This is a genomic window from Rosenbergiella metrosideri (genome assembly GCF_022602565.1).
Lineage (GTDB): Bacteria > Pseudomonadota > Gammaproteobacteria > Enterobacterales > Enterobacteriaceae > Rosenbergiella > Rosenbergiella metrosideri.
Genome location: NZ_JALBCV010000001.1, coordinates 157,500 through 181,182, shown reverse-complemented (window position 1 = coordinate 181,182; position 23,683 = coordinate 157,500). Strand labels below are relative to the sequence as shown.

At 46.8% G+C, this 23,683-nt stretch carries 19 protein-coding genes and 1 pseudogene; 13 read left to right on the top strand and 7 right to left on the bottom strand.

Annotated elements, in window-relative coordinates:
* The first annotated feature begins 240 nt into the window (after positions 1-240).
* From MKR94_RS00870 to MKR94_RS00855, 4 genes are all read left to right on the top strand, one after another.
* Complete coding sequence (locus MKR94_RS00870; RefSeq protein WP_241645029.1) at positions 241-993, top strand: FNR family transcription factor; 753 nt, start codon at positions 241-243, stop codon at positions 991-993.
* 123 nt (positions 994-1,116) lie between these two features.
* Positions 1,117-2,037 (top strand): universal stress protein UspE, encoded by a 921-nt coding sequence (gene uspE / locus MKR94_RS00865; protein ID WP_241645028.1) that lies wholly within the window; start codon positions 1,117-1,119, stop codon positions 2,035-2,037.
* 170 nt (positions 2,038-2,207) lie between these two features.
* Positions 2,208-3,161 carry a DUF1471 family protein YdgH gene (gene ydgH / locus MKR94_RS00860; RefSeq protein WP_241645027.1) on the top strand — a complete coding sequence of 318 codons (954 nt, stop codon included), beginning with the start codon at positions 2,208-2,210 and terminating at the stop codon, positions 3,159-3,161.
* A gap of 209 nt (positions 3,162-3,370) precedes the next feature.
* Positions 3,371-4,762 (top strand): basic amino acid/polyamine antiporter, encoded by a 1,392-nt coding sequence (locus MKR94_RS00855; protein ID WP_241645026.1) that lies wholly within the window; start codon positions 3,371-3,373, stop codon positions 4,760-4,762.
* A 202-nt stretch (positions 4,763-4,964) separates the two neighbouring features.
* Here MKR94_RS00855 and MKR94_RS00850 read toward each other — a convergent pair whose 3' ends face one another.
* Complete coding sequence (locus tag MKR94_RS00850; RefSeq protein ID WP_241645025.1) at positions 4,965-5,423, bottom strand: GNAT family N-acetyltransferase; 459 nt, start codon at positions 5,421-5,423, stop codon at positions 4,965-4,967.
* Positions 5,424-5,595: 172 nt separating this feature from the next.
* On the opposite strand from MKR94_RS00850, the gene MKR94_RS00845 reads away from it, so the two are divergent.
* Entirely contained in the window at positions 5,596-6,078 is a 483-nt protein-coding gene (locus MKR94_RS00845; protein WP_241645024.1) for a nuclear transport factor 2 family protein, read from the top strand.
* A gap of 328 nt (positions 6,079-6,406) precedes the next feature.
* Here the strand turns inward: MKR94_RS00845 and MKR94_RS00840 are convergent, their stop codons facing one another.
* The gene (locus MKR94_RS00840) at positions 6,407-6,799 is read right to left on the bottom strand and encodes a hypothetical protein (protein ID WP_241645023.1); all 393 of its coding nucleotides are present in this window, start codon (positions 6,797-6,799) and stop codon (positions 6,407-6,409) included.
* A 168-nt stretch (positions 6,800-6,967) separates the two neighbouring features.
* Here MKR94_RS00840 and rstA point away from each other — a divergent pair, with 168 nt between their 5' ends.
* The 5 genes from rstA (at position 6,968) to MKR94_RS00815 (ending at position 12,147) form a co-directional block, all read left to right on the top strand.
* Positions 6,968-7,699, top strand: coding sequence for a two-component system response regulator RstA (gene rstA, locus MKR94_RS00835; protein ID WP_241645022.1), 732 nt, complete (start codon positions 6,968-6,970; stop codon positions 7,697-7,699).
* Positions 7,696-9,021, top strand: a complete 1,326-nt coding sequence (rstB, locus tag MKR94_RS00830; RefSeq protein WP_241645021.1) for a two-component system sensor histidine kinase RstB — start codon at positions 7,696-7,698, stop codon at positions 9,019-9,021. Before rstA ends, rstB begins: the two co-directional genes overlap by 4 nt.
* Positions 9,018-10,502, top strand: a complete 1,485-nt coding sequence (locus MKR94_RS00825; protein ID WP_241645020.1) for a carboxypeptidase M32 — start codon at positions 9,018-9,020, stop codon at positions 10,500-10,502. The genes rstB and MKR94_RS00825 overlap by 4 nt, the downstream gene beginning before the upstream one ends.
* 125 nt (positions 10,503-10,627) lie before the next feature.
* Positions 10,628-11,083 (top strand): acid resistance repetitive basic protein Asr, encoded by a 456-nt coding sequence (gene asr, locus MKR94_RS00820; protein ID WP_241645019.1) that lies wholly within the window; start codon positions 10,628-10,630, stop codon positions 11,081-11,083.
* Between the two features lie 251 nt (positions 11,084-11,334).
* On the top strand, positions 11,335-12,147 hold the full coding sequence (locus tag MKR94_RS00815) for a trypsin-like serine peptidase (protein ID WP_241645018.1): 813 nt from the start codon (positions 11,335-11,337) through the stop codon (positions 12,145-12,147).
* Positions 12,148-12,160: 13 nt separating this feature from the next.
* Here MKR94_RS00815 and hrpA read toward each other — a convergent pair whose 3' ends face one another.
* Positions 12,161-16,063 (bottom strand): ATP-dependent RNA helicase HrpA, encoded by a 3,903-nt coding sequence (hrpA, locus tag MKR94_RS00810; protein ID WP_241645017.1) that lies wholly within the window; start codon positions 16,061-16,063, stop codon positions 12,161-12,163.
* A 250-nt stretch (positions 16,064-16,313) separates the two neighbouring features.
* On the opposite strand from hrpA, the gene MKR94_RS00805 reads away from it, so the two are divergent.
* Positions 16,314-16,907 (top strand): FMN-dependent NADH-azoreductase, encoded by a 594-nt coding sequence (locus MKR94_RS00805; protein WP_241645016.1) that lies wholly within the window; start codon positions 16,314-16,316, stop codon positions 16,905-16,907.
* Positions 16,908-17,000: 93 nt separating this feature from the next.
* On the opposite strand, the pseudogene MKR94_RS00800 reads toward MKR94_RS00805, so the two are convergent.
* Positions 17,001-17,174 (bottom strand): annotated as a pseudogene (locus MKR94_RS00800) (YnbE family lipoprotein); the annotation flags it as partial.
* Positions 17,171-19,792 carry a YdbH family protein gene (locus MKR94_RS00795; RefSeq protein WP_241645015.1) on the bottom strand — a complete coding sequence of 874 codons (2,622 nt, stop codon included), beginning with the start codon at positions 19,790-19,792 and terminating at the stop codon, positions 17,171-17,173. The pseudogene MKR94_RS00800 and the gene MKR94_RS00795, both read right to left, overlap by 4 nt.
* A gap of 147 nt (positions 19,793-19,939) precedes the next feature.
* Here MKR94_RS00795 and MKR94_RS00790 point away from each other — a divergent pair, with 147 nt between their 5' ends.
* Positions 19,940-20,929 carry a 2-hydroxyacid dehydrogenase gene (locus tag MKR94_RS00790; RefSeq protein ID WP_241645014.1) on the top strand — a complete coding sequence of 330 codons (990 nt, stop codon included), beginning with the start codon at positions 19,940-19,942 and terminating at the stop codon, positions 20,927-20,929.
* A gap of 24 nt (positions 20,930-20,953) precedes the next feature.
* Here the strand turns inward: MKR94_RS00790 and MKR94_RS00785 are convergent, their stop codons facing one another.
* Positions 20,954-21,223, bottom strand: coding sequence for a putative hemolysin (locus tag MKR94_RS00785; RefSeq protein ID WP_241645013.1), 270 nt, complete (start codon positions 21,221-21,223; stop codon positions 20,954-20,956).
* 252 nt (positions 21,224-21,475) lie between these two features.
* Here MKR94_RS00785 and ttcA point away from each other — a divergent pair, with 252 nt between their 5' ends.
* Positions 21,476-22,414 carry a tRNA 2-thiocytidine(32) synthetase TtcA gene (gene ttcA / locus MKR94_RS00780; protein ID WP_241645012.1) on the top strand — a complete coding sequence of 313 codons (939 nt, stop codon included), beginning with the start codon at positions 21,476-21,478 and terminating at the stop codon, positions 22,412-22,414.
* A gap of 224 nt (positions 22,415-22,638) precedes the next feature.
* Here ttcA and zntB read toward each other — a convergent pair whose 3' ends face one another.
* Positions 22,639-23,622, bottom strand: a complete 984-nt coding sequence (gene zntB, locus MKR94_RS00775) for a zinc transporter ZntB (RefSeq protein ID WP_241645011.1) — start codon at positions 23,620-23,622, stop codon at positions 22,639-22,641.
* Positions 23,623-23,683: the final 61 nt, after the last annotated feature.

Here is a 23,683-nt window from a genome sequence, read left to right as displayed (position 1 = left end):
GTTAATATATTGTTAGATAGCTAATATTAATTATATTTATAAATTCGTAGCATCTAATGTATTTTTTTGTAAATTATAAAAGTAAATGATTTTTATTATTAACTTATATTATTGATTTTAAACAAAAGAAAAGTCAGTTTTTTTATCGAAAAACCCACGATAAATTGATCGTGGATAAGACCTTTTTTTCTTCGCGAAAAATGTTAAAGTATCTCCAGACAATATTACGGAGTATTCATCATGCTAAGTGAAAAAAGATTAATCAAACGTGCGCCAGTGAATGGCAGTTCTATTCACTGTCAAGATTGCAGTATCAACCAACTGTGCATCCCCTTTACCTTAAATAATCATGAGCTTAATCAGCTCGATAATATTATTGAGCGTAAAAAACCTATCCAAAAGTCTCAATCCTTATTCAAAGCTGGAGATGAACTAAAATCTCTCTACGCGCTGCGTTCTGGTACATTGAAAAGCTATACCATTACCGAGCAAGGCGACGAGCAGATTACCGGCTTCCATCTGGCGGGTGATGTGATTGGCTTTGATGCTATTACCTCGGGCCACCACCCTTCTTTCGCTCAGGCGCTTGAAACCTCTATGGTATGTGAGATCCCATTCGATACGCTGGATGATCTAGCCGGCAAGATGCCAGCCTTACGTCATCAAATCATGCGACTTATGAGTGGCGAAATTAAAGCTGACCAAGAAATGATCTTATTGCTTTCTAAGAAGAATGCAGAAGAACGTTTAGCGGCTTTCATTTGGAGTCTCTCGCAACGTTTTGGCAAACGCGGTTTTTCTCAACGTGAATTCCGATTAACGATGACGCGTGGCGATATTGGAAATTATTTAGGACTTACCGTCGAAACAATTAGTCGGTTGTTAGGTCGTTTCCAGAAAAGCGGCATGCTATCAGTGAAGGGTAAATATATTACGATTGAAAACCACGATATGTTGAACGTGCTGGCAGGACATGCACAGAAATGTGCATAAATCTCCTCTAGATAAGCCAAACCGGATACGCTATGTTACTGAACAATGATGTTCCGGTTTTAACCTCTGTTTCATTAATTCCGGACTATCCTTAGTTAACTCCATACACTGAGGGATTGTCATATGACGCAGTATCAAAATATTCTCGTGGCCATTGACCCAGATCAGGATGACCAACCCGCTCTTCGTCGCGCGGTATATCTTAATCATCGGCTGGGCGGCAAAATCACTGCATTTCTCGCTATTTATGACCTCTCTTACGAGTTGACCACGGCACTTGCTACGGAAGAAAGAGAGAGTATGCGCCAAGAGATGATCCAACAACGTACTGAATGGCTTCGCTATCAAGCGCGCGTCTATCTTGAGTCTGGGGTCGATATTGTATTGAAGGTGATTTGGCATAATCGTCAACAAGAAGCTATCTTACAAGAGATCGAAACGGGGAATTATGATCTGGTACTGAAAATGGCGCACCAGTATGATCGCTTGGAATCGGTCATCTTTACGCCTACAGATTGGCAAATCCTCCGTAAAAGCCCTTGTCCAGTGTGGATGGTTAAAGATCAGCCCTGGCCAGAAGACGCGACTGCGGTGGTGGCCGTTAACTTAGTCAGCGACGATCAACAACATGATGATCTTAATCGGAAATTAGTTCGTGAAACACAGGCATTAGCGTTACAGGTGAACCAGACTGCGGTGCGGCTCGTAGGGGCCTATCCCATCACGCCAGTCAACCTCGCGATTGAACTGCCTGACTTTGATGCACAGAGTTACAGTGATGCGGTAAGGGGCCAACATCTGTTAGCCATGAAAGCGCTACGTCAGCCCTTCTCAATAGACAGTGCTGATACTTATGTAGAGCAAGGCGAACCTGAAGAGGTTATTCCCGAAATTGCCGCGCAATTAAATGCCGGGGTTGTCGTATTAGGGACTTTTGGCCGTACCGGATTGTCAGCAGCTTTCTTGGGTAACACGGCTGAGCAGGTCATCGATCATTTACGCTGTGATCTGTTAGTGATACGGCCTGATGCGTCACCTGAGTAACCCATTCTTTATCAAGAGTCGTTAATAATTTGACGACTCTACCCTTCGCGCTTTTTTTTATAGACATTTGTCAAACAATTGACTAAGACAGCTTATCTTTTCCATGTAATAATCACCCTTCAATAATTAACAATAATTTTTTGTTTTCTGTGCAAGCTGAAGGACGTTTTATGAAATTTACTGCTACAGTTTTAGCAACAGCGCTTATTTCGCTAGGGCTGTCTACTGCCTTTGCCGCTCAAGAACTTAGCCCTCAAAAAGCCGCATCTCTGGCACCCTATAAAAGAATCACTTTTTCAGGCCGCTTCAACTCGTTGATTGACGTGAGTAATGCCGTCTCTAAACGGGCCGACAATGCGGGCGCAGCCGGATTCTATGTCGTATCCGTCAACGATAGTAACAGTAATGGCGGAAACTGGCGGGTTACTGCTGACCTCTACCTCCCTGATGCAGCCCCTGCCCCGAAAGATCCACAATATCGTTATATCAATGGGATTAAAGAGTTACCTAAAGCCGAAGCCTATCGCTTAGAGCCTTACGATACCGTCAGTATTCGTGGCTTTTATCCTAGCCAGCCTCAGGTTGAATACGCCATTTCGCGTGCGGCAAAAGCGAAGGATGCCGATGCATTCTTTATTATTCGTCAAATTGCAGCGAATAACGGCGGTAACCAGTATGTGACGGCTTATGTGTATAAAGCCGATGCACCGAAACGCGTTGTACAGAGTCCGGATGCTATTCCAGCTGACTCGCAAGCCGGTAAAGCGGCTCTCGCAGCGGGGGGCGCAGCCGCCAAGAAAGTAGAAATTCCAGGCGTAGCCTCTTCAGACTCGACCAGTCAGAGTGTTGGACGTTTTTATGAAACTCAAACGTCTACCAATAAGCGCTATACCGTCTCACTTCCACAAGGCGGCAAGATCCAAGAAGTGAATGATATCACCGCAGCCCAGATGACGCCTTTCGATACGGTAACAATCACGGCACATTTCGGTAACCCAACGGAGATGTCGACCGCTATCGCCCGAAGAGCGGCAGATAAAGGGGCGAAGTATTACCACATTACTCGCCAATGGCAGAACCAAAGTGGCGGTAACCTCACTGTCACCGCAGAACTGTTCAAATAACAACTCAAGCACCTTCGGGTGCTTTTTTATCCCCCTACTGCATAAATAATCATTTTTCCGCATTTATACTCATTGCAAAATTACCCTTCACTTCGTAGAATCAGCGCCCTAACTCGATCCATGAAATATGCTGTGTTGTTTTCTTTTCTTAGCATCACCTGCTGTTTTAGTAAGCTTATCGAGACTTTTTAGCAAGTTAGTAGGTGTTTATGAACGGAAAAAAAATAGGCGTGGGTGCGCTCACCGCATTAGTCCTTAGCTCCATGCTTGGCGCGGGTGTATTCAGTCTCCCGCAAAATATAGCCGCCGTTTCGGGTTCCGAGGCCTTAGTGATTGGCTGGTCAATCACCGGTGTCGGTATTCTTTTTTTGGCTACCGCCATGCTTTATCTCTCGCGCTTACGCCCTGATCTCGATGGCGGGATCTTCACTTATGCCGAGGATGGCTTTGGTAAAACCATTGGTTTTCTCTCTGCTTGGGGATATTGGCTCTGTGCAGTGATTGCTAACGTTTCATATCTTGTTGTGGTCTTCTCTGCGCTCAGTTTTTTTACAGATTCCCCTGGACACCTAGTATTCGGCGACGGTAATACTTGGCAATCCATGTTAGGCGCATCGATATTGTTATGGATTATTCATGCGTTAATTACTCGCGGCGTTCAAACCGCAGCAAGCATTAATCTACTTGCCACTCTCGGTAAACTGGTGCCCTTAGTCCTCTTCATCGTTGTTGGGACCATGCATTTCGACTATCGCCAATTTTCATTCGATTTTTCCGGAGCACAACTACATCTTCCAGTATGGTCGCAGGTTAAGCAGACGATGCTGATCACTCTGTGGGTCTTTATAGGTGTTGAGGGTGCCGTGGTGGTCTCTGGCCGCGCGAAAAATAAGAATGACATCGGTAAGGCAACACTTTTTGCCGTTATCTCTGCGCTAATTGTCTATTTACTGGTGACGATACTGTCGCTCGGAATTGTTCCTAGAGAAACCCTTGCCACTATGAAAAATCCATCGATGGGGGGATTACTGGTCGAAATGATTGGCCCTTACGGCTATTGGATTATTGTGGGAGGCATTATTTTATCGGTCTCTGGTGCTTACCTAAGCTGGACTATTATGGCGGCAGAAATTCCTTTTATCGCGGCCAAACGCGGTGCATTTCCTAAGGTCATCGCGAGACAGAATGCGGCGGACGCCCCAATCGGTAGTTTGTGGATGACAAACATTAGCGTTCAGCTCTGCCTTATCGCGATAGCGTTCTATCATCTTGATTACAGCACATTATTGATTATCGCTTCAGAGATGGTATTAGTCCCGTATCTGCTGGTTGGCTTATTTTTAGCTAAAATCAGCTATCAAACACGTTGCTATCGACCACTTCTTATCGGTATTGGCGCGACGTTGTACGGTATTTGGTTACTCTATGCATCAGGTCTCAACCATCTGATGATGTCGCTGACGCTTTACGCACCTGGCCTGTTAGTGTTTCTTTACGCCGGATGGCAACATCGCCAGCATTATAGACTGCGGACGATCGATAAGGTGATGATCATATCAATACTCTTTAGTGGTTTAGCCATCACGTTGAGTAAGATATAAAGGCGAGTTGGAGGTGTGGGGGTGACAAAAAAGATCTAAAGCGAATCACTCTCCAACCCTGGTTCAGAAAAGTTAATCTCTCAGAAAGTGACAAAATAGATCTAAAATAGTTTTATTTCCAGCATCGCTACACCACGTACATTCTAAATAGCGATGCTATTTATCATAACGTGGCCTCCCTTGGCGCTATCAAAGCGTTGCGTTAAAGAAGCTCTTTGCACATAAAAACACTCAAGGGATCTGCTTTATACGGGGGAAATGCATCGCACATGTTGTAACCGCATCTGCGATAAAGCGCTATAGCTGGTTGTTGGTGAATGCCTGTTTCAAGCTGCAAGAGTCGTGAATTATTTGCTGAAGCAATTCCCTCGATTGCACTGATTATCTTCTCTCCAAGCTTCCTTCCTCGGTATTCCGGTCGAATATAAACCCGCTTAATCTCAGCTGATCCATCTTCGTGGAAGAGCAAAGCTCCACAGCCTGCAGGTGTGTCCCCCCCATCACGGACGATCACGCACCTTAGCTGTTCATCACTGACTGCTGAGAGATCTATTAGGTGATTACTTTCTGCAGGGTACAATTCGCTTAGAAAAGCATCGAGCTCGCTAACCAACCGGGTCAAGTCAGAATTACCTTTATCAACTTCTGAAATGTTAAACATTCACTATCCTCAATTCAGTTTTAGCTACTGTATCTACCATGCCTATTCCAACGATGACATCTAACCATATTTAATATATGGCAACCTTGCGTAAACTATGAATAGAAGATTTTTATTGCTTTCATCATATGATTAAGAGTACTTAGTAGGTTCACAATCGGAGATTATTATTTTGCTTAACAACGCAGATGAAAAACGCGTACCTGTACCACCATTTACTTTAGAATCCGCCATCAAGAAAGTACGTCTTGCTGAAGATGCATGGAACAGCCGCGATGCTGAAAGGGTATCATTAGCGTATTCATTGAACACCAGATGGCGTAATCGTACAGAGTTCGTAAGTAATCGAGAGGAAGCGAAAAGCTTCCTTTCTAGAAAATGGAATAAAGAAGTAGAGTACCGACTCATTAAAGAGTTATGGGCATTTAATGAAAATCGCATTTCCGTACGATACGCTTACGAATGGCACGATGATTCAGGTAATTGGTTTCGTTCCTATGGGAATGAAAATTGGGAATTCGACCATAATGGTTTAATGACTAACCGATATGCATCAATCAACGATATGCCAATAAATGAATCTGAGCGTAAATTCCATTGGCCTCTTGGTCGACGCCCTGACGATCATCTTGAACTGTCAGAGTTGGGACTCTAGCGATAACGTACACATTGCCACTTAGCATAAGCCGGTTTTGCGCGCGCCGCTCAAACGCCCTCAGAGCGATTCTGGGGCGTAAACTTCCCTTTTAAAACGCTTCAGAATGGCTTAGATGAATTCTGACGCCATGAATCCTTATGCATCCGATTGTGTAGTAAATTATTTCAGGATAATTTTAAAGCCGAATCAATAAAACTATACCATTTCCCCTTTTAGGAAGGGTGAAGAGGTGAGGCTATTTACAAAAATCTTATCCATTTCAGATTGATTTTGTCCGTTTAACAACGATTCTGTCATCCCACAGGAGGGGCTTACCCCTTAACTTTCAGAAGCGAACATGCAGAAAGTCATTTTCTTGCTGTAAAGAAACTGGCTTTCGATATTCCGTGTAGATAAGCGTGATTTGATGCTCAGAAAGAGAATAAGGTAATTGAATAGTAAAGTGTTTAATATTTTGTTGTTCAGCTAGCACCAATAATCGAGCAATATTCATTTCGTCGCTGACTTGTGTCGAAATAATTTGCAGTGCCAGTTCTTTGAAGTACTCCACAGTTTCCAGCTTATTATGTGCCGATTTTCGAGTGACTACGCCAAAGATAGGGAGGACTCCGTAAATCGCATCAACGAAACGCCATTTCTTCTTACAGGAAGCTAAAAGTAAGCTACTGTAATTAAATGAAATAGAGTCATTATTTTCAATTGTTGATGTCGATGGCATCGGCACATCATCCCCCAGTGTTCGTCATTTTCTACCACATATCTGCGGCGCTTATAGTCGCATATAATTACGTTATTATACCAGCAAGAGATGCCTTTTTCGTGATAACGTAACTATAATTTCCAGTAACGTTGTTTTATTGTTAAATAAAAAAAGAATTTGTTAAAAATGAATAAAATAGTTTACGTTGAAGATGAAATTGAGGTCGGCGAATTAATTTCGGCCTACTTGAAAAAACATGATATTGAAGTGATTATCGAAACGCGTGGCGATCGCGCGGAAGCGACGATTTTAGCCGAGAAACCTGATCTTGTGTTACTTGATATAATGTTACCAGGAAAAGATGGGATGTCTTTATGCCGCGATCTGCGGACTCAGTGGCAAGGGCCAATCGTATTGTTAACCTCGTTGGATAGCGATATGAACCATATATTAGCGCTAGAGATAGGTGCCAATGACTATATTTTAAAAACAACACCGCCGGCGGTATTACTGGCAAGGTTGCGTTTACATCTACGTCAAAATCAACCTTCCGCCGCCTCTACAGACGAACGACCGAGTGCCGCGCGTCAAAGTCGTGTGATGAGCTTTGGCAAACTCACCATCGATATGGTGAACCGACAGGTCACCCTAGCGGGTGAAATTATCGCCCTCTCCACTGCGGATTTTGACTTGTTGTGGGAGTTGGCAAGCCATGCAGGACAAATTTTGAACCGCGATGTGTTACTGCAGACATTACGCGGAGTGAGTTACGATGGTATGGACCGGAGTATTGATGTCGCCATTTCACGCCTGCGAAAAAAACTTTACGACAGTGCCACAGAGCCTTTTCGTATCAAAACGATTCGTAATAAAGGGTATCTCTTTGCCCCACAAGCGTGGGAAACCGACTCAGAATGAAAAAACTGTTTATTCAGTTCTACCTTCTCTTATTTGTTTGCTTCATTGTCATGACCCTATTGGTCGGCCTAGTCTATAAAATGACGGCAGAGCGTGCGGGCAGACAGTCAATGAATGACCTGATGGCCAGTTCGCTATCACTGATGCGCAGCGAACTGCGCGAAATCCCGCCTAAGGATTGGAACAGTACCGTTGATAATCTCGATCTTAACCTTTCGTTTAAGCTGCATATTGAGCCGCTGACAAACTATCAATTGCCGCCTGCCGATATGCGCCGATTGCATGCTGGCGAAATCGTTGCCTTAGACGATCAATACACCTTTATCCAGCATATCCCTCGTAGTCACTATGTGTTGTCCGTCGGCCCGATCCCCTATCTGTTCTTTCTCCATCAGATGCGCATGCTCGATGTGTTGCTCTTAACCTTTATTGCCATGTCTTTAGCGCTTCCAGTATTTATCTGGATGCGTCCACACTGGCAAGAAATGCTGAAATTAGAGAAGATGGCACAGCGATTTGGTGAGGGTGATTTAGATGCTCGGACACAATTCGAGAATACCTCTAGTTTATATCGATTGGGGATCGCGTTTAACCAGATGGCCGATAATATTAAAGACCTTGTTGCCAGTAAAAAATTACTTATCGATGGCATTGCCCATGAATTGCGAACGCCATTAGTTCGCTTACGCTATCGCTTAGCGATGAGCGATAACTTGTCAGTAGCCGAGTCAACGGCGTTAAACCGCGATATCGGGCAACTTGAGGCACTGATCCAAGAGTTATTGACATTCGCTCGCCTCGACCGCCCACAAGTTGCCCTCTCTCTACAGCAGATCGATCTGAGCGAATGGCTGGTCGAGTGGGTGGATGATCTGCGCGTTATCCGCGCGGATAAGATGATTCAATTGGATGTTCCACCCAAGGGAGCCTGTCATATCACCGATAATCGTTTAATGGAGCGTGTGCTCGATAATCTGGTCAACAATGCCTTACGGTATGCCGAGCGACGATTACGCATCAGTTTATGGTTTGACTCGCAATGTGGCTATTTACAAGTCGAAGACGATGGGCCGGGAATTCCCGCCGAGCAACGGGAGAAAATCTTTGAGCCTTTTGTACGTCTGGATCCGAGTCGTGACCGCGCAACGGGTGGCTGCGGCTTGGGCTTAGCGATCGTCCACTCCATCGCTCACGCCTTTCAAGGCTCTATTCGGGCGGAAAGTAGCCCCTTAGGGGGAGCCTGTTTACGTTTTAGTTGGCCTCTTAATTCTTTTACTCCGGATACTTCACTGCTTACTGCTACGCACAAGGATAATAAATGAAAGCTTACCAAGCCCTCACTGAACGTTTTCAACGCTTAGCTCGCCTTGATCATCTCTCTGCTATTGCTGGCTGGGATATGCAGACCATGATGCCTAGCGGCGGCAGCGATCAACGCGGCGAGGCTTTAGCTGAACTCAGTGTGATGCATCATGAAATTCTCGTGCAAGCCAGCACAGCAGAACTGATCGCGCAGGCGCAACAGGAGCCATTAGACAGCGACCAACACGCTAATCTTCGTGAAATATCGCGTCGTTATGCCGATGCAGCGATCTTGCCCACTGAATTGGTCGAGGCCAAAGCCCTCGCCGGCAGTCGTTGCGAGCAAGCGTGGCGTCAACAGCGTATTGATAATGATTGGCAAGGATTTCAACGTAACCTTGTGCCGGTGGTCAACCTCTCACGACAAGAGGCGCAACTTCGGGCGCAAGCACTCGGCAGTACACCTTATGACGCATTGCTCAATCTTTATGAACCTGGCATGACAAGCCAACGACTCGATACCCTTTTCGGTGAATTAATTGGTTGGTTACCCGATCTTCTGCAACAGGTTATCGCGAAACAACCGGCTGCCACCGCCCTAAAGACTGCTCGTATTTACCCTATCTCACAACAAAAAGCCTTAGCAGAGTCTGTTATGCAACTGCTGGACTTTGACTTTAATCATGGTCGGCTTGACGTCAGTGCTCATCCTTTCTGTGGGGGTGTGTCAACGGATGTGCGGATCACCACGCGCTATGATAGCAGTGAATTCCTCAGTGCCCTGATGGGCGTCATCCACGAAACTGGCCATGCACGCTATGAACAAAACTTGCCTAAACAGTGGCCAGGTCAGCCTATTGCCTTGGCTCGTTCTACCGCGATACATGAATCACAGAGCCTATTTCTTGAGATGCAGCTCGGCCGCAGTAAGGCATTTTTACAACGCCTGCATCCTCTTATCTGCCAACATCTCACCGCCGCTGCTGATCTCACCCTTGACGACTTAGTGCAGCAAGTCCAGCACGTCAGCCCTGGATTGATCCGTGTCGATGCCGACGAGGTAAGCTACCCTGCCCATGTCGTGCTGCGCTACGAAATTGAACGGTCACTGATTAATGGCAAGATTGATGTCGCAGATATTCCAGCACTATGGGATGAGAAAATGCAACGCTACCTCGGCTTGAGTACTGCGGGAGACTATCGCAATGGTTGTATGCAAGATATTCACTGGACGGATGGCTCCTTTGGCTATTTCCCGACCTACACCTTAGGTGCCATGTACGCTGCACAACTGTTCAATAGCCTAGCGCAACAGCTACCGAGCGTGGATGAAGCTATCACCCTAGGGGATCTCGACCCTATTTTCAGTTGGCTAAATAATGCGATCTGGCGCCACGGTAGCCGATTCTCCGTCGACACATTAGTGCAACAGGCTACAGGGGAAACACTGAATCCTAAATGGTTTAAACAGCACTTAACGCGCCGTTACTTGGGAAACTAGTCGAGATGTACATACCGTTACATACCGATACCAATCACCAACGGACAGTTTTCAGGAATCCTCATATAGTGACTCTACCGGCTCCGCAGTGAGCTATCCGATAATGTGATATTGAGGAAATTCAAATGAAAAAGCTTTTCGCACTGGTAGTTGCCGCGGCTATGGGTATCTCTTCAGCAGCTTTCGCTGCAGACACCACAGCTACCCCAGCAGCTTCTGCTGCTAAGACTACAACTACTGCAGCACCTGCTAAGCACCATGCTAAAAAGCATCATGCTAAGAAAGCAAAACCTGCTGCAGAGCAAAAAGCGCAGGCAGCTAAAAAGCACCACGCTAAGAAAGCAAAACCTGCTGCAGAGCAAAAAGCGCAGGCAGCTAAAAAGCACCACGCTAAGAAAGCAAAACCTGCTGCAGCGCAAAAAGCTCAAGCAGCAAAAAAGCACCACGCTAAGAAAGCAAAACCTGCTGCAGCGCAAAAAGCTCAAGCAGCAAAAAAGCACCACGCTAAAAAAGTAAAACCTGCTGCACAAAAAGCGCAAGCTGCAAAAAAACACCACGCTAAGAAAGCCACTAAAAAATAAGTGAGCCTTAAGCGTTACTAGCGTCAAAGTGATATAAACACCCGGTTATGCCGGGTGTTTCTTTACGGGGGTCTGTCGATGATGCGCCGCTACCGTTACGAAATTATTCTTCTGACCGTCATTGTTTGTGGCATTATGGCTGCGTGTTGTTTTATCTAACCTCATCCACTGAGTGACAATTACCTTCCCTTTTCTTAGTTGATACGTCTATAGTGTCGCTATAAATTTTCTATGCTGCTGTTGAGAACATTATGCGCTTCAAAAGATTGTGTTTTTTTGCCCTGTTCTGCTGTCACTTTACTGCCTACGCAGATGACGATACCCCCAGTGCAGCAGAGATAAAAACACTCTTTTTCGGCAAAGATCACCGCATAGAAATTGATAAGCCGCAACTTCATCCTTGGGATGCTATCGGTCAACTTGAGACGGAGAGTGGTAATCTCTGTACTGCCACCCTGATTTCCCCGCATGTCGCCTTAACGGCTGGACACTGCTTACTCGCCCCTCCCGGTAAATTTGATCCGCCTGTGGCATTACGCTTTGTTACCACAAAAAAAGGCTGGGTTTACGAGATCCACGATATTGATGCGAAAGTCGCACCTGGCTTGGCAGGAAAACTTAAAGCGGCAGGTGAAGGGTGGATTGTTCCAGCGAAAGCCGCCCCTTCAGATTATGCTGTCGTGATTCTACACAATCCCCCTTCAGCGATTACTCCAATCCCACTCTTTAGCGGTAAAAGAGAGCAGTTAATTGCAGCATTAAGCACGGTGGATAATAGCGTAACGCAAGCGGGCTACCCTGCCGATAACCTGGATAATCTCTTTGCCCATATCGGCTGTAAAATCACTGGCTGGTCACAAACGGCGGTGTTATCACACCAATGCGATACGCTACCGGGCGATAGCGGTTCACCCTTGATGATTAATAATAACAATCAATGGCAGATTATTGGCGTGCAAAGCTCCGCGCCTTCTGCGCAAGATCGTTACCGCGCCGATAACCGTGCTATCGCCGTAAGCTCTTTCAACAGCAAAATTTCGGCGCTGACCAATAATATTCAATAAGTCGCACCGAGCATCAGCTCGGTGACTCTTCCAGTAGTTGCGTGATCCGCTTCTCTGACACCGGATAAGGGGTTCCCAGTTGCTGGGCAAAAAGGCTTACCCTTAACTCTTCGACCATCCAGCGCGCAGCCACCACCTTATAGTTGTGCTGTTCAGCCTTAGGTAATTTATTACGATAACGCTGTATCGCCTGTTCAACCTGCTGCACGCGCAACATTCTTGCACGATCACTGTGCGGATCGACGGGGAGCTTATCTAATCGCCGCTCGATAGCCTGTAAATACCTTAAGGTATCGGCAAGCTTCTGCCAGCCATTTTGCGTCACGAACCCTGGATAGACTAAATGAGATAGCTGTGCTTTGATGTCACTGAGTGCCAGTGCTAAGGCCATATCGACCCGCCCTTTCAGACGTTTATTAATCGCAAAAACGGTGGAGAGGATCTGCTCGACTTGCTGCGCAATCTCTACAACGGTCTGGTTCAACTCCGCTTTGACTTTCTCACGTAACGCCATAAAGTGCTGCTCGTGCCAAACCAGCCCGCCTTGCTGCGCCATAATTTTATCGATCCCACAGTGGATACAATCATCAATCAACTGTAGGACTTGACCATAAGGATTGAAATACAGTCCGAGCTTCGCTTTATTAGGCAGCTTCTCGTGCAGATATTTGATTGGTGAAGGAATGTTAAGTAGCAGCAACCGCCGTTGCCCCTGCCACATCGCTTGTTGTTGTTCCGCTTCGGTATCGAATAACTTGATTGCGACACTTTGCTTCTCATCCACTAATGCTGGCCACGCCTTCAAGGTAAAACCCGCTTGCTTACGGCTAAAGGTTTGCGGCAGTTCGCCAAAGTCCCATTCGGTTACGCCCTGCTTTTCTAAGCCAACGTCGGCGACCTTGGAGAGTGTCTCCCGTACCTTACCCTTCAACTGCAGCTGGAGTTCAGTCAGGGATTTACTCTCTTGCAGGGTTTTCTTATTCCCATCGACCACCCTGAACGTCATTTTAAGATGGTCTGGTACCTGTGCTAAATGCCACGCCTCGCGCTCAATCGTGACGCCGCTCATCCGCCGAAATTCACGCTCTAAACATTCGAGTAGCGGTAAGTTTACATCCGTTACCCGGCCTAAAAATGCGTCAGCATAGTCTGGCGCTGGCACGAAATTACGACGGATCGGCTTCGGCAACGACTTAATCAATGCCACGATTAGGCTTTTACGCAGTCCAGGGATCTGCCAATCAAAACCTTGTTCGTTAATCTGATTAAGTAACGGCAATGGAATATGGACGGTCACCCCATCAGCATCCTTACCAGGTTCAAATTGATAAGTGAGCGGTAATTGCACGTTGCCTTGCCGCCAACTATTAGGGTAATCATTGGCATCAATGGTCCCTGCACCCTCACGGACCAGCATGTTTTTATCGAAATCGAGTTGATACGGATCCTGTTTATAAGCTGTCTTCCACCACTTATCGAAATGGCGCACCGAGACGATAGTATCTGGGATACGTTTATCGTAAAAAGCGAATAACGTTTCATCGTCGACCAAGATATCGCGGCGACGTGATTTATGCTCAAGGTCCTCAACTTCCAAACGTAATTTTTGATTATGACTAAAGAATCGATGTTGGGTTTGCCATTCCCCCTCGACAAGAGCGTGACGAATAAAGAGCTCACGACAGATCGCCGGGTCGATTTTGCTATAATTGACTTTACGCTGTGAAACTATCGGTAAGCCGTATAGCGTGACCTTTTCGAAGGCAGAGACGGCGCCCTGCTTCTTCTCCCAATGGGGTTCACTGTAGCTATGTTTGACTAAGTGACCCGCCAGCGGCTCAATCCACTCAGGTTCGATCTTGGCGGCGATCCTACCCCATAATTTACTGGTTTCCACCAGTTCAGCCACCATTACCCACTTAGGCGGTTTTTTAAATAAATTTGATGCGGGGAAAAGATGAAAACGTGTTTGTCGTGAGCCCATAAACTCGCCCTTTTCGACTTCCTTTTGGCCCACCCGTGATAACAGTCCACTTAACAAGGCACTGTGTAGCTCGCGGTAGGGAGCCGGTTCGCTGTTAAGGGAGAACCCGAGTTCGCGCACCACTTGCCGTAATTGCGTATAAATATCTTGCCATTCACGAATACGCAGATAGTTGAGATAATCGCTTTTGCATTGGCGGCGGAATTGGTTGCCGGTTAATGACTTCTGCTGTGCTTGCACGTAATCCCATAAATTGACCCAAGCCAGAAAATCCGACTCTTTATCCGCAAATCGGCGATGCTTCTCATCAGAAGCCTGCTGACGGTCGGCGGGACGTTCCCTAGGATCTTGGATGGAGAGTGCAGCAGTGATGATCATCGCTTCGCGAACACAGCCAAATTGTTGTGCCGAGAGCACCATCTTAGCTAACCGCGGGTCGATCGGTAATTGCGCTAATTGTCGACCCGAGGGGGTTAATTTCTGGACATCGTGAGCGGCATTTTCGACCGCCCCCAACTCTTCTAATAACCGTACGCCATCTTGAATATTGCGATTATCCGGCTTTTCAACAAAGGGAAAGTGCTGAATATTACCTAACCCTAGCGCCGTCATTTGCAAAATAACCGAGGCTAAGTTGGTTCGTAAAATTTCCGGGTCGGTAAATTCGGGACGAGAGAGATAATCGTCCTCGGCATATAAACGGATACAAATCCCTTCAGAGACCCGACCACAGCGACCTGCTCGTTGATTCGCCGAGGCTTGTGAGATCGGCTCAATAGGCAGCCGCTGCACTTTAGTTCGGTAACTGTAACGGCTAATCCTCGCCGTACCTGGGTCAATAACGTATTTGATACCCGGTACGGTAAGTGAGGTTTCAGCGACATTCGTTGCCAAGACAATGCGGCGTCCCGTGTGGGCCTGGAACACTCGGTTCTGTTCGCTATTCGACAATCGCGCATAGAGCGGTAAAACCTCTGTGTGGGCTAGCCCTTGACGGGAAAGCGCATCAGCGGTATCGCGGATTTCTCGCTCTCCGCTCATAAAAATAAGGATATCGCCAGGTGGCTCACGGTAGAGTTCGTCCACGGCATCGAAAATAGCTTGCAGTTGGTCGCGGTCACCTTCGCTACTGTCGGCACTCACGGGCCGGTAGCGGACTTCCACTGGATAGGTACGACCGGACACCTCAATGATTGGCGCATCATTAAAATGTTTGGAGAAGCGCTCTGGATCAATCGTCGCTGAGGTAATAATAACTTTCAAATCAGGGCGTTTGGGCAATAACTCGCGCAAATAACCTAACAAGAAATCGATATTGAGGCTGCGTTCATGCGCCTCATCGATGATAATCGTATCGTACTGTAGCAGGCGTTTATCTTGTTGGATCTCAGCCAGTAAAATACCGTCTGTCATCAATTTAATATGTGTCTGGTCAGAAATTTGATCGGTAAAACGGACTCGATAGCCAACCACCCCCCCCAGCGTGGTCCCAAGTTCCTCAGCGATACGGGTCGCAACGGTACGTGCCGCTAAGCGTCGTGGTTGGGTGTGGCCGATAAGTCCTTGACGCCCGCGACCGAGTGCAAGACAGATTTTCGGGATCTGTGTCGTTTTCCCTGATCCAGTTTCCCCTGCGATAATGACCACTTGATGGTTGGCAATTGCATCGGCAATCGCCTGCTGTTTTTGGCTGACCGGAAGATTCTCAGGGAAATGGATAGTCGCTGGACGGCTAGCATCGTGAGTCACCAGTCGCTGCTCAGCCGTTAGCAGCTCTTGTTCAATTTTAGTGAGTACCGCTTGCTGTGCATCAGATCCAGTGATCTTATCGACCCCCCGCAATCGCCGACGCAGTTGCTGGCGGTCACGAAATGAAACCTGTTCGCTGCGAGTCCAGAGAGAGGAAAGAGTCGTCGATTCAGTTTTAGACATAGAACGGTATTACCTTGAAAAGTAAGCAACGAAGCGTAGCAATAGGTGTAAGGCGAAGAAGTCGCCTGCAATGGGCGGATTATAGCATAACTCAGAGGTAAACGGCAGGCAGCAACCGTTGTTGCACGGTCGATGTCGGGCGACAAGTATCATTCAGAAATTTTGAAGATAGATATCGAAAAGATTAGCTTTTTTCTCTCCACCTTTCCTCCTATAGTAACGATAACTAACCGTTTGATAAGGAATTATCATGAGCAAAGTCTTAGTACTCAAATCCAGCATTCTCGCCGATTATTCGCAATCCTCCCTGTTAGCAGACTATTATGCGGAAAAAGCGATCGCTAAAGGTGACACTGTCACAGTTCGTGATCTCGCCGCAAACCCGATTCCCGTTCTCGATGGTGAATTAGTGGGAGCCTTACGTCCGAGCGATGCGGCACTCACAGAACGCCAACAACAGGCGCTACTCCTCTCAGATGAGTTGATTGCCGAATTACAAGCTCATGACATCATCGTGCTTGCAGCGCCGATGTATAACTTTACTATCTCGACACAATTAAAGACCTACTTTGATTTAATTGCTCGGGCTGGCGTGACCTTCCGTTACACTGAAACCGGACCTGAAGGATTAGTCACCGGTAAGAAAGCTATTGTGCTCTCCACTCGCGGGGGAATTCACAAAGATACCCCAACAGATTTGGTTACCCCATACCTCGCCTTATTCTTAGGCTTCATTGGAATCACCGATGTGCAGACTATCTTAGCAGAAGGGATTGCCTACGGGCCGGATGTGGCGACGAAAGCCATCGAGCAGGCCAAAGCCGAGATTACGCAGATCGTCTAATTCTGTTACCTCAAGAGCTAAAGCGCCTCAATTGGCGCTTTTTGCCGTAGTCTGACCGGGCGCTTGCATTTTCTCAGGAGTCTTCTCTGCTTGCCGCTGCTTAAGGAGACGCTCAACCTCTGGGTCCGCTTTAATGGTAATATCGTGGTCGACCTTTACATTCATATTTATCGTAATGGGTTCTTTCGGTGCCGCAACTTCAATTTTTGGGATACAACCGACCAAGGTGGTTGAGACGCTAAGCAGCGCGAGAAATCCTAGTTTCATTTTATATTTTCCTTATTAGCGGGCAGACGGGTTTGCTCCTCTAACCACGACTGTAAGTTATCGCCATAACTCAGACTACGCCATAGCATAAAGATATTTTCAGTATGTTGATAATTAAGGTTAACGCGCTGCCTTTTATCATCGAAGCGGCTTGTGCCATGGATCTGTGATTTCATCACCATATCCCCTTTAGCACTGACGTTAACGGTGGCATAAGATTTAGAAATTTCCATATAACGTAACCAATCAATAGCCGCGCCTGCTGCCAAGTTATTTTTCAATATTTGGTCGAGTAAATCTTTATCCACGCGTAGCGTTAAGCCTTTATCATCCTTAATCCACCCTTTTTCAATCAGCCATGGCGAATTTTCAACCCAGAAAGGTAACTGCGCACTAATTTTACCTGACATGGCGATTTGTTTGGGATGAATAGCCGTAATTAACTGACTCATGCCAAGATGTTTAATCTCTAGCAATGCACTCTTACGCTGTGGCAAGCGTAAATGATCCATCGACAAGGTCCCGCCAAAAATATCCAACGAAGCATCATTAAGCATTAATGGATTTTTCTCGTCCCACGGCCAACTCCCTTTCAGCTTAACGCTTAGATGGCTCATCGGGAATTTATTATCGATGGTCTCTACCGATAACGATACTGGTTCGCGCAAGCCAAAATGCCAACGATGATCACTGAAACGAAACGGTAACAAGAAGTTGACGCCATGAAATTGATAATCCGGTAGCCAGATGTTGCCATCCTTCACCACCCAGTGCCCACCAGCTTGGAACCCATCATCCTCAGTTAAAGAAAACGCGGCCTGAGCGCGTAAATTACCTGAGCGCAACGCGACACTCTTTGTCGGTCCTGCTAAGGGTTGGAAAACCGACAATGGCTGTTCGGGCCACCAGGCTCGTCCCAACCAACGGCTATTATCTCGGCGGCCGATAACGCGTACTGGCCCGATACGGTTTGCAACTAACTGGCCCTTAAAGCCAAATTGATCGGGAGTGGTACCGTTAACGTTTAGATCAAGTTGCGCGGCAGGCAACTGGCTGGTCTGCCCGAAGAAGGTGTGATCAGCGGTGATGGTAAATTGGCCGCTAAACTGAGGCTTATCTTGTTGAGTTACCCAATGTGCAGGCTCAGTCAGCGTCATACGAGGTTTTTGCATCAACATGCTGCCATAACGGATCTGATCGAAGCCTGTCGACAATGAGGTTAGCGTTATCTCTTCGTTATGCCAGAAGCCACGGCCTTGCACATCCCAATTCGCGGTGAGTGGTAAGATCATCCCTTTCCCCCAATAACGCCAATCCCAACGTCCTTTGTCCGGTAAAAAATTGTCAGCCATACCGGCTAAATGCAGAAGGTAAAAACTGCTGCGCTCATTTCTGACCATAAAGTTGGCTTGTAATAGGCCACTGAGACCTTGCTGAGTCAAGCGCACACCGGCTATCGGCCATCTGGCCTCATCGACTTCCCAACCGGGCAAGAGTTCGCCGCGCATTAATAATAACGCTTTCGGCTGGAAATGAATGACCGGATCAAGCAATGCCCCCGTCAAGGCTGCCGGGAGTCCTGCATAAAACTGTAGATCTTTCAGTTTGGCAGTACCAGTTAAGCGCAAGGGATAGTGATTATTCGATAACGATAACTTTCCTGGGCCTAGGCTCAATACTACATTTCCTTTCCCCCCGCGTCCTCGAGTGAGCGCGTTGACACGGCCGGTAATCACCGTCTGCTCAAAGCCCTGTTGCCAATGTTCAGCGGAAAACGAGAAGAAGCCGCTGAGAGGTTGTGCGGGTATCGGCCAAGACCACATTCCTTTTTCGATTTGAAATTGGTCAGCTGTCAGTTTAAAAGGCGCATTTAAGAGAGGTTGCTCAACCGCAGAATCCTTAACAATCAACGCTCCTTGCTGTTTATCTCGTGACAGTGTCACATCCAGGGACTGAGGATAAGATGCTAGCACGACCTTACCCTGTAAATTTGCCTGTTCAGGCACAGCAGTAACCCTGTCAGCGAGCTGTATTTTGCCCGATAAATTTAAAGGTTGTGCCAATAAAGGATGCGTAAAGCTAAGATTTTTGAGGGTGAGTGTTTGCCCAGTAAGCTCAGCGTCTACATTGAGCGCTGGCCCATGATAAGTCAGTTGTTGATGAGCACCGGATGAAGAAAAATGCACCGTGCCTTGATAGGTTTGCCATGGGGCTATCATCAATGAGGCGATATCTAGATTTATCCCGGGAATTTGCCGCTGAAGCTGACTAAGACTCAAAGGTTTGCTGTCAGTGGTTGAGTCAACAGGCCACTGCTTGAAACAGTCGCTATTAAGCGTCAGTTTATCTATTGTCACTTTTAACGGGTAACGGCTCAATGCGATACGCGGTGTGGAAGCTTCAACGAGCTGACATCCCTGAGCGTTTAGGGTAAATGAAGGTAAGGTGATGTGAGATAGCGACAGTGAAAACCGACTTTGCCGTTCAACCGTTACCCCACTGGGTAAAAAGTGTTGCACGACGATCATCGACCATTGATTGATGGATAGCCCCAGTCCAACTAAGCTAATAATAACAATTGCTACAGCAAATAAGATATAGCGTAACGCTAACGACATATTTCCTTATCCCTTATAACGCTTTTAACAAATCCCGTTAACTCATTAATTTAATTTACTAATTTACTCTTTCAATCATGATATAGCTCAAAATGTACCCATTCTGCTCGAAGTATAACATCCCCGGTCTCTAATGGAGAAAAAACTATGAAAATTGCAGTTTATAGTACGAAGAGTTATGACCAAGCAGTGCTGACTGAAGTGAATAAACAGTTTACTTATACTTTTAGTTTTTTTGACTTTCGACTCACAGCCGAAACAGCCAAAAATGCTATGGGCCATCAAGCAGTCTGCCTCTTTGTCAATGACGAGTGTAATGATGAAATTTTAACGGAATTACATCGTCTTGGTGTGCGTGTTGTAGCGCTGCGCTGCGCAGGGTTTGATAATGTCGATCTCCCCAGCGCCCATCAACTCGGCATTGAGGTTGTACGTGTACCGGCTTACTCCCCCGAAGCGGTCGCCGAGCATACCATCGGTATGATGATGTGCCTGAACCGTCGCATCCATCGCGCTTATCAACGCACGCGAGAAGGTAATTTTTCACTGGAAGGCTTGACCGGTTTCAATATGTTCGGCAAGACGGTCGGTATTATCGGGACGGGTAAGATAGGCCTAGCCACGTTACGTATTTTACGCGGTTTTGGGATGGAACTTCTGGCCACCGACCCTTATCCGAGTGCCGAAGCAGAAGCATGTGGTGCAACCTACACGACCTTAGACGACCTACTCCAGCGATCAGACATTATTTCGTTACACTGTCCGATGACCTCCGATAATCACCATCTGCTGAATGCTCGTGCCTTCGATAAAATGAAAAAAGGGGTGATGATCATCAATACTAGCCGCGGCAGTTTGATCGATTCTTCTGCCGCAATCGAAGCGTTAAAAAATGGGAAAGTTGGAGCATTAGGGATGGATGTCTATGAAAACGAGCGAGATCTATTTTTTGAAGACAAATCGAATGAAATTATCCAAGACGATATTTTTGGACGCCTCTCAGCTTGCCATAATGTCCTGTTTACCGGACACCAAGCCTTCTTAACCCAAGAAGCGCTTTCTAGTATTGCCCTGACAACCTTAATCAATCTATCGCAGATCTTCTCTGGGCAACCTTGCGATAACGCCGTAACCTAACAACGTGCACGCGAAGGTAAAATCTTAGCGTGCGCAGTTACCGCTCATCAGTGCCGTCTCACTACAACGCTTACCGTTGACTAATTGACACATCCCCACGCGACTCCCGTCAAGTTGACGAGTATAGGCTAACGATCCTCCTGCCATCGCACAGTTATCGGACGCGATAGCTGACATATGTACTGGTTGGATGTGCGCAGCGGTAGCTTGCTGCTCAGGTTCTGCTGGTTGGTGGCTGCTGCAACCCGCCAGTAACATTACGGTACCCGCAATCAGTGAGGAAACGACTTTCATTCGGTAAGCTCCAAGGACGATAAGCAAGAGCTTGAAAATATGTCAGAGTTGCCGCGAATAATCGAGTTAATACATAACTTTTTACGATTTAATTTAACATTTAGCGGTAAAACGGGAATTTTAAAGACTTTTGCAGCAACGCTTCTGATTAAGCCAAGAAATATGCTAGACTTCGCCGCGCGTTAAACCACCACCCGTTTATCCGCTGCCCAACGACTTTCTCGTAGAATTTTTGATTCAGGTACTCGCTTAATGTCATTCAATCCCGAAATTACCCATAAACAGCAATACAACCTCAATAAATTACAAAAACGCTTGCGTCGCAACGTCGGCGAGGCGATTGCTGATTTTTCTATGATTGAGGAAGGCGACCGCATCATGGTGTGTCTTTCTGGCGGCAAAGATAGCTATACCTTGCTGGAAATTCTACGTAGCCTACAAAAGAGTGCACCCATCAATTTTTCTCTGATCGCCGTCAACCTGGATCAGAAACAACCCGGGTTCCCTGGCCATATTCTGCCAGAGTACCTGGAGTCGCTGGGCGTAGAGTATAAGATCGTCGAAGAAGATACCTACTCGATCGTTAAAGAAAAGATCCCAGAAGGCAAAACGACCTGCTCATTATGCTCTCGCCTGCGTCGCGGTATCTTATACCGTACCGCTACCGAACTCGGTTGCACGAAAATTGCCTTAGGCCATCACCGCGATGACATTATTCAGACACTATTCTTGAATATGTTCTATGGCGGAAAAATGAAAGGGATGCCACCAAAGCTCATGAGCGACGATGGCAAACATATCGTCATTCGTCCTCTCGCCTACTGCCGGGAGAAAGATATCATTCGCTTCTCTGAGGCCAAACAATTCCCGATTATTCCTTGTAACCTGTGTGGCTCGCAGCCAAACCTGCAACGCCAAGTGATTGGCGATATGTTACGTGACTGGGATAAGCGTTATCCTGGCCGTATCGAAACGATGTTCAGCGCTATGCAAAACATTGTCCCTTCACATATGGCCGATACCACATTATTTGATTTTCATGCTGTCACGCACGGAAGCCCTGTTGTAGAAGGTGGCGATTTAGCCTTCGACCGCGAAACGCTACCGACTACCCCGATGGGCTGGCAGCCAGAAGATAACGATGATGAGCCCCATGCTCTAGACCGACTCGATATTGTCGAACTGAACTAACTATCAAGGGAGGCCGTTGCCTCCCTTTTTCATACAAAAAAACCGGCCCTAGTTGCCTAGGTGCCGGGGTCATGAGAATCAATTACGCTATGCTTTAATTCAAAATATAAGACAATGTGGAGCACAACGTCCATCGCTTGACGTTGCATTCACCTGCGAGAAGAAGTATGCCCCAGCCGCCACCTTAGCGTTTTGATTCAGATCAGCTTTTAGTATGACTATCGCTAGAGCCATTGACGGTTCTTCAACCAGAGTGTGACCGCAATCGCAATCGCCGCCAAAATAATACAAAATACGGCAAAGCCATAGTGCCAGCTTCCCCCAGGAATCCCACCTAGATTCACGCCGAAAAGCCCCGTCAGGAACGTTGCCGGTAAAAACACCATCGCCATTAACGACATGATATAGGTGCGGCGGTTCATCGACTCGGCTATCAGTGCATCGATCTCGTCACTGATGACCGCAGTACGCGCGATACCGGCATCGAGATCTTCCAACCCACGGCCTAGTCTCTCGGCAATATCCTGCATCAAGCGTCGATCTTCATCCGCCATCCAAGTAAATTTCTCATTAGCGATACGCGCAAACACATCACGCTGAGGGGCCATATAGCGCCTCATCACGATTAATTGCTTACGCAACAACGCCATTTCACCTCGCGCCGGTACTTTACCCTCGAGCAATGCATCCTCTAACGCTATAATACGGTCGTACAATTGCTCGATAAATTCACTGCATTGTTCGGTCAGGGCATCGCAAAATTCGACAATCCAGTTTCCTGCATTCTCTGCACCATTACCCTTTTGTAAATCCTCCCAGACCGTATCGACCGCGCGCGCCTTACGTTTACGTGTGGTGATAATTAAGTCACCATTAATAAATACCCGCACAGCCACTAATTGGTCAGGCCGCGCATTATCATTGTGGTTTATACTGCGTAATACCAACATAAAACCATCGGCAAGCCGACTAATTCGCGGGCGCAGGCTGTCACCGGCTAAGGCATCACGCACAGCATCTGGGATCAATGGCGTAGACTGTAACCATTCTCTACTCACTGTTGAGGAGTAATCTAAGTGAACCCAGCAAGGTTTGGTTGGCCCAATTTCCCCCGCCGAGGTGATAGGTAACATCCCCCCTGCGCCATCAAGTTGACAAGCAATGATGGCATCAGGCACGTGTAATTGCGTAATATCGATTGAGCTCAAAACAGATCCCTTTTTCTCATATTTCTTTCGAGTGTAGGTGAACTAGCGCCTCGTCTGTAAC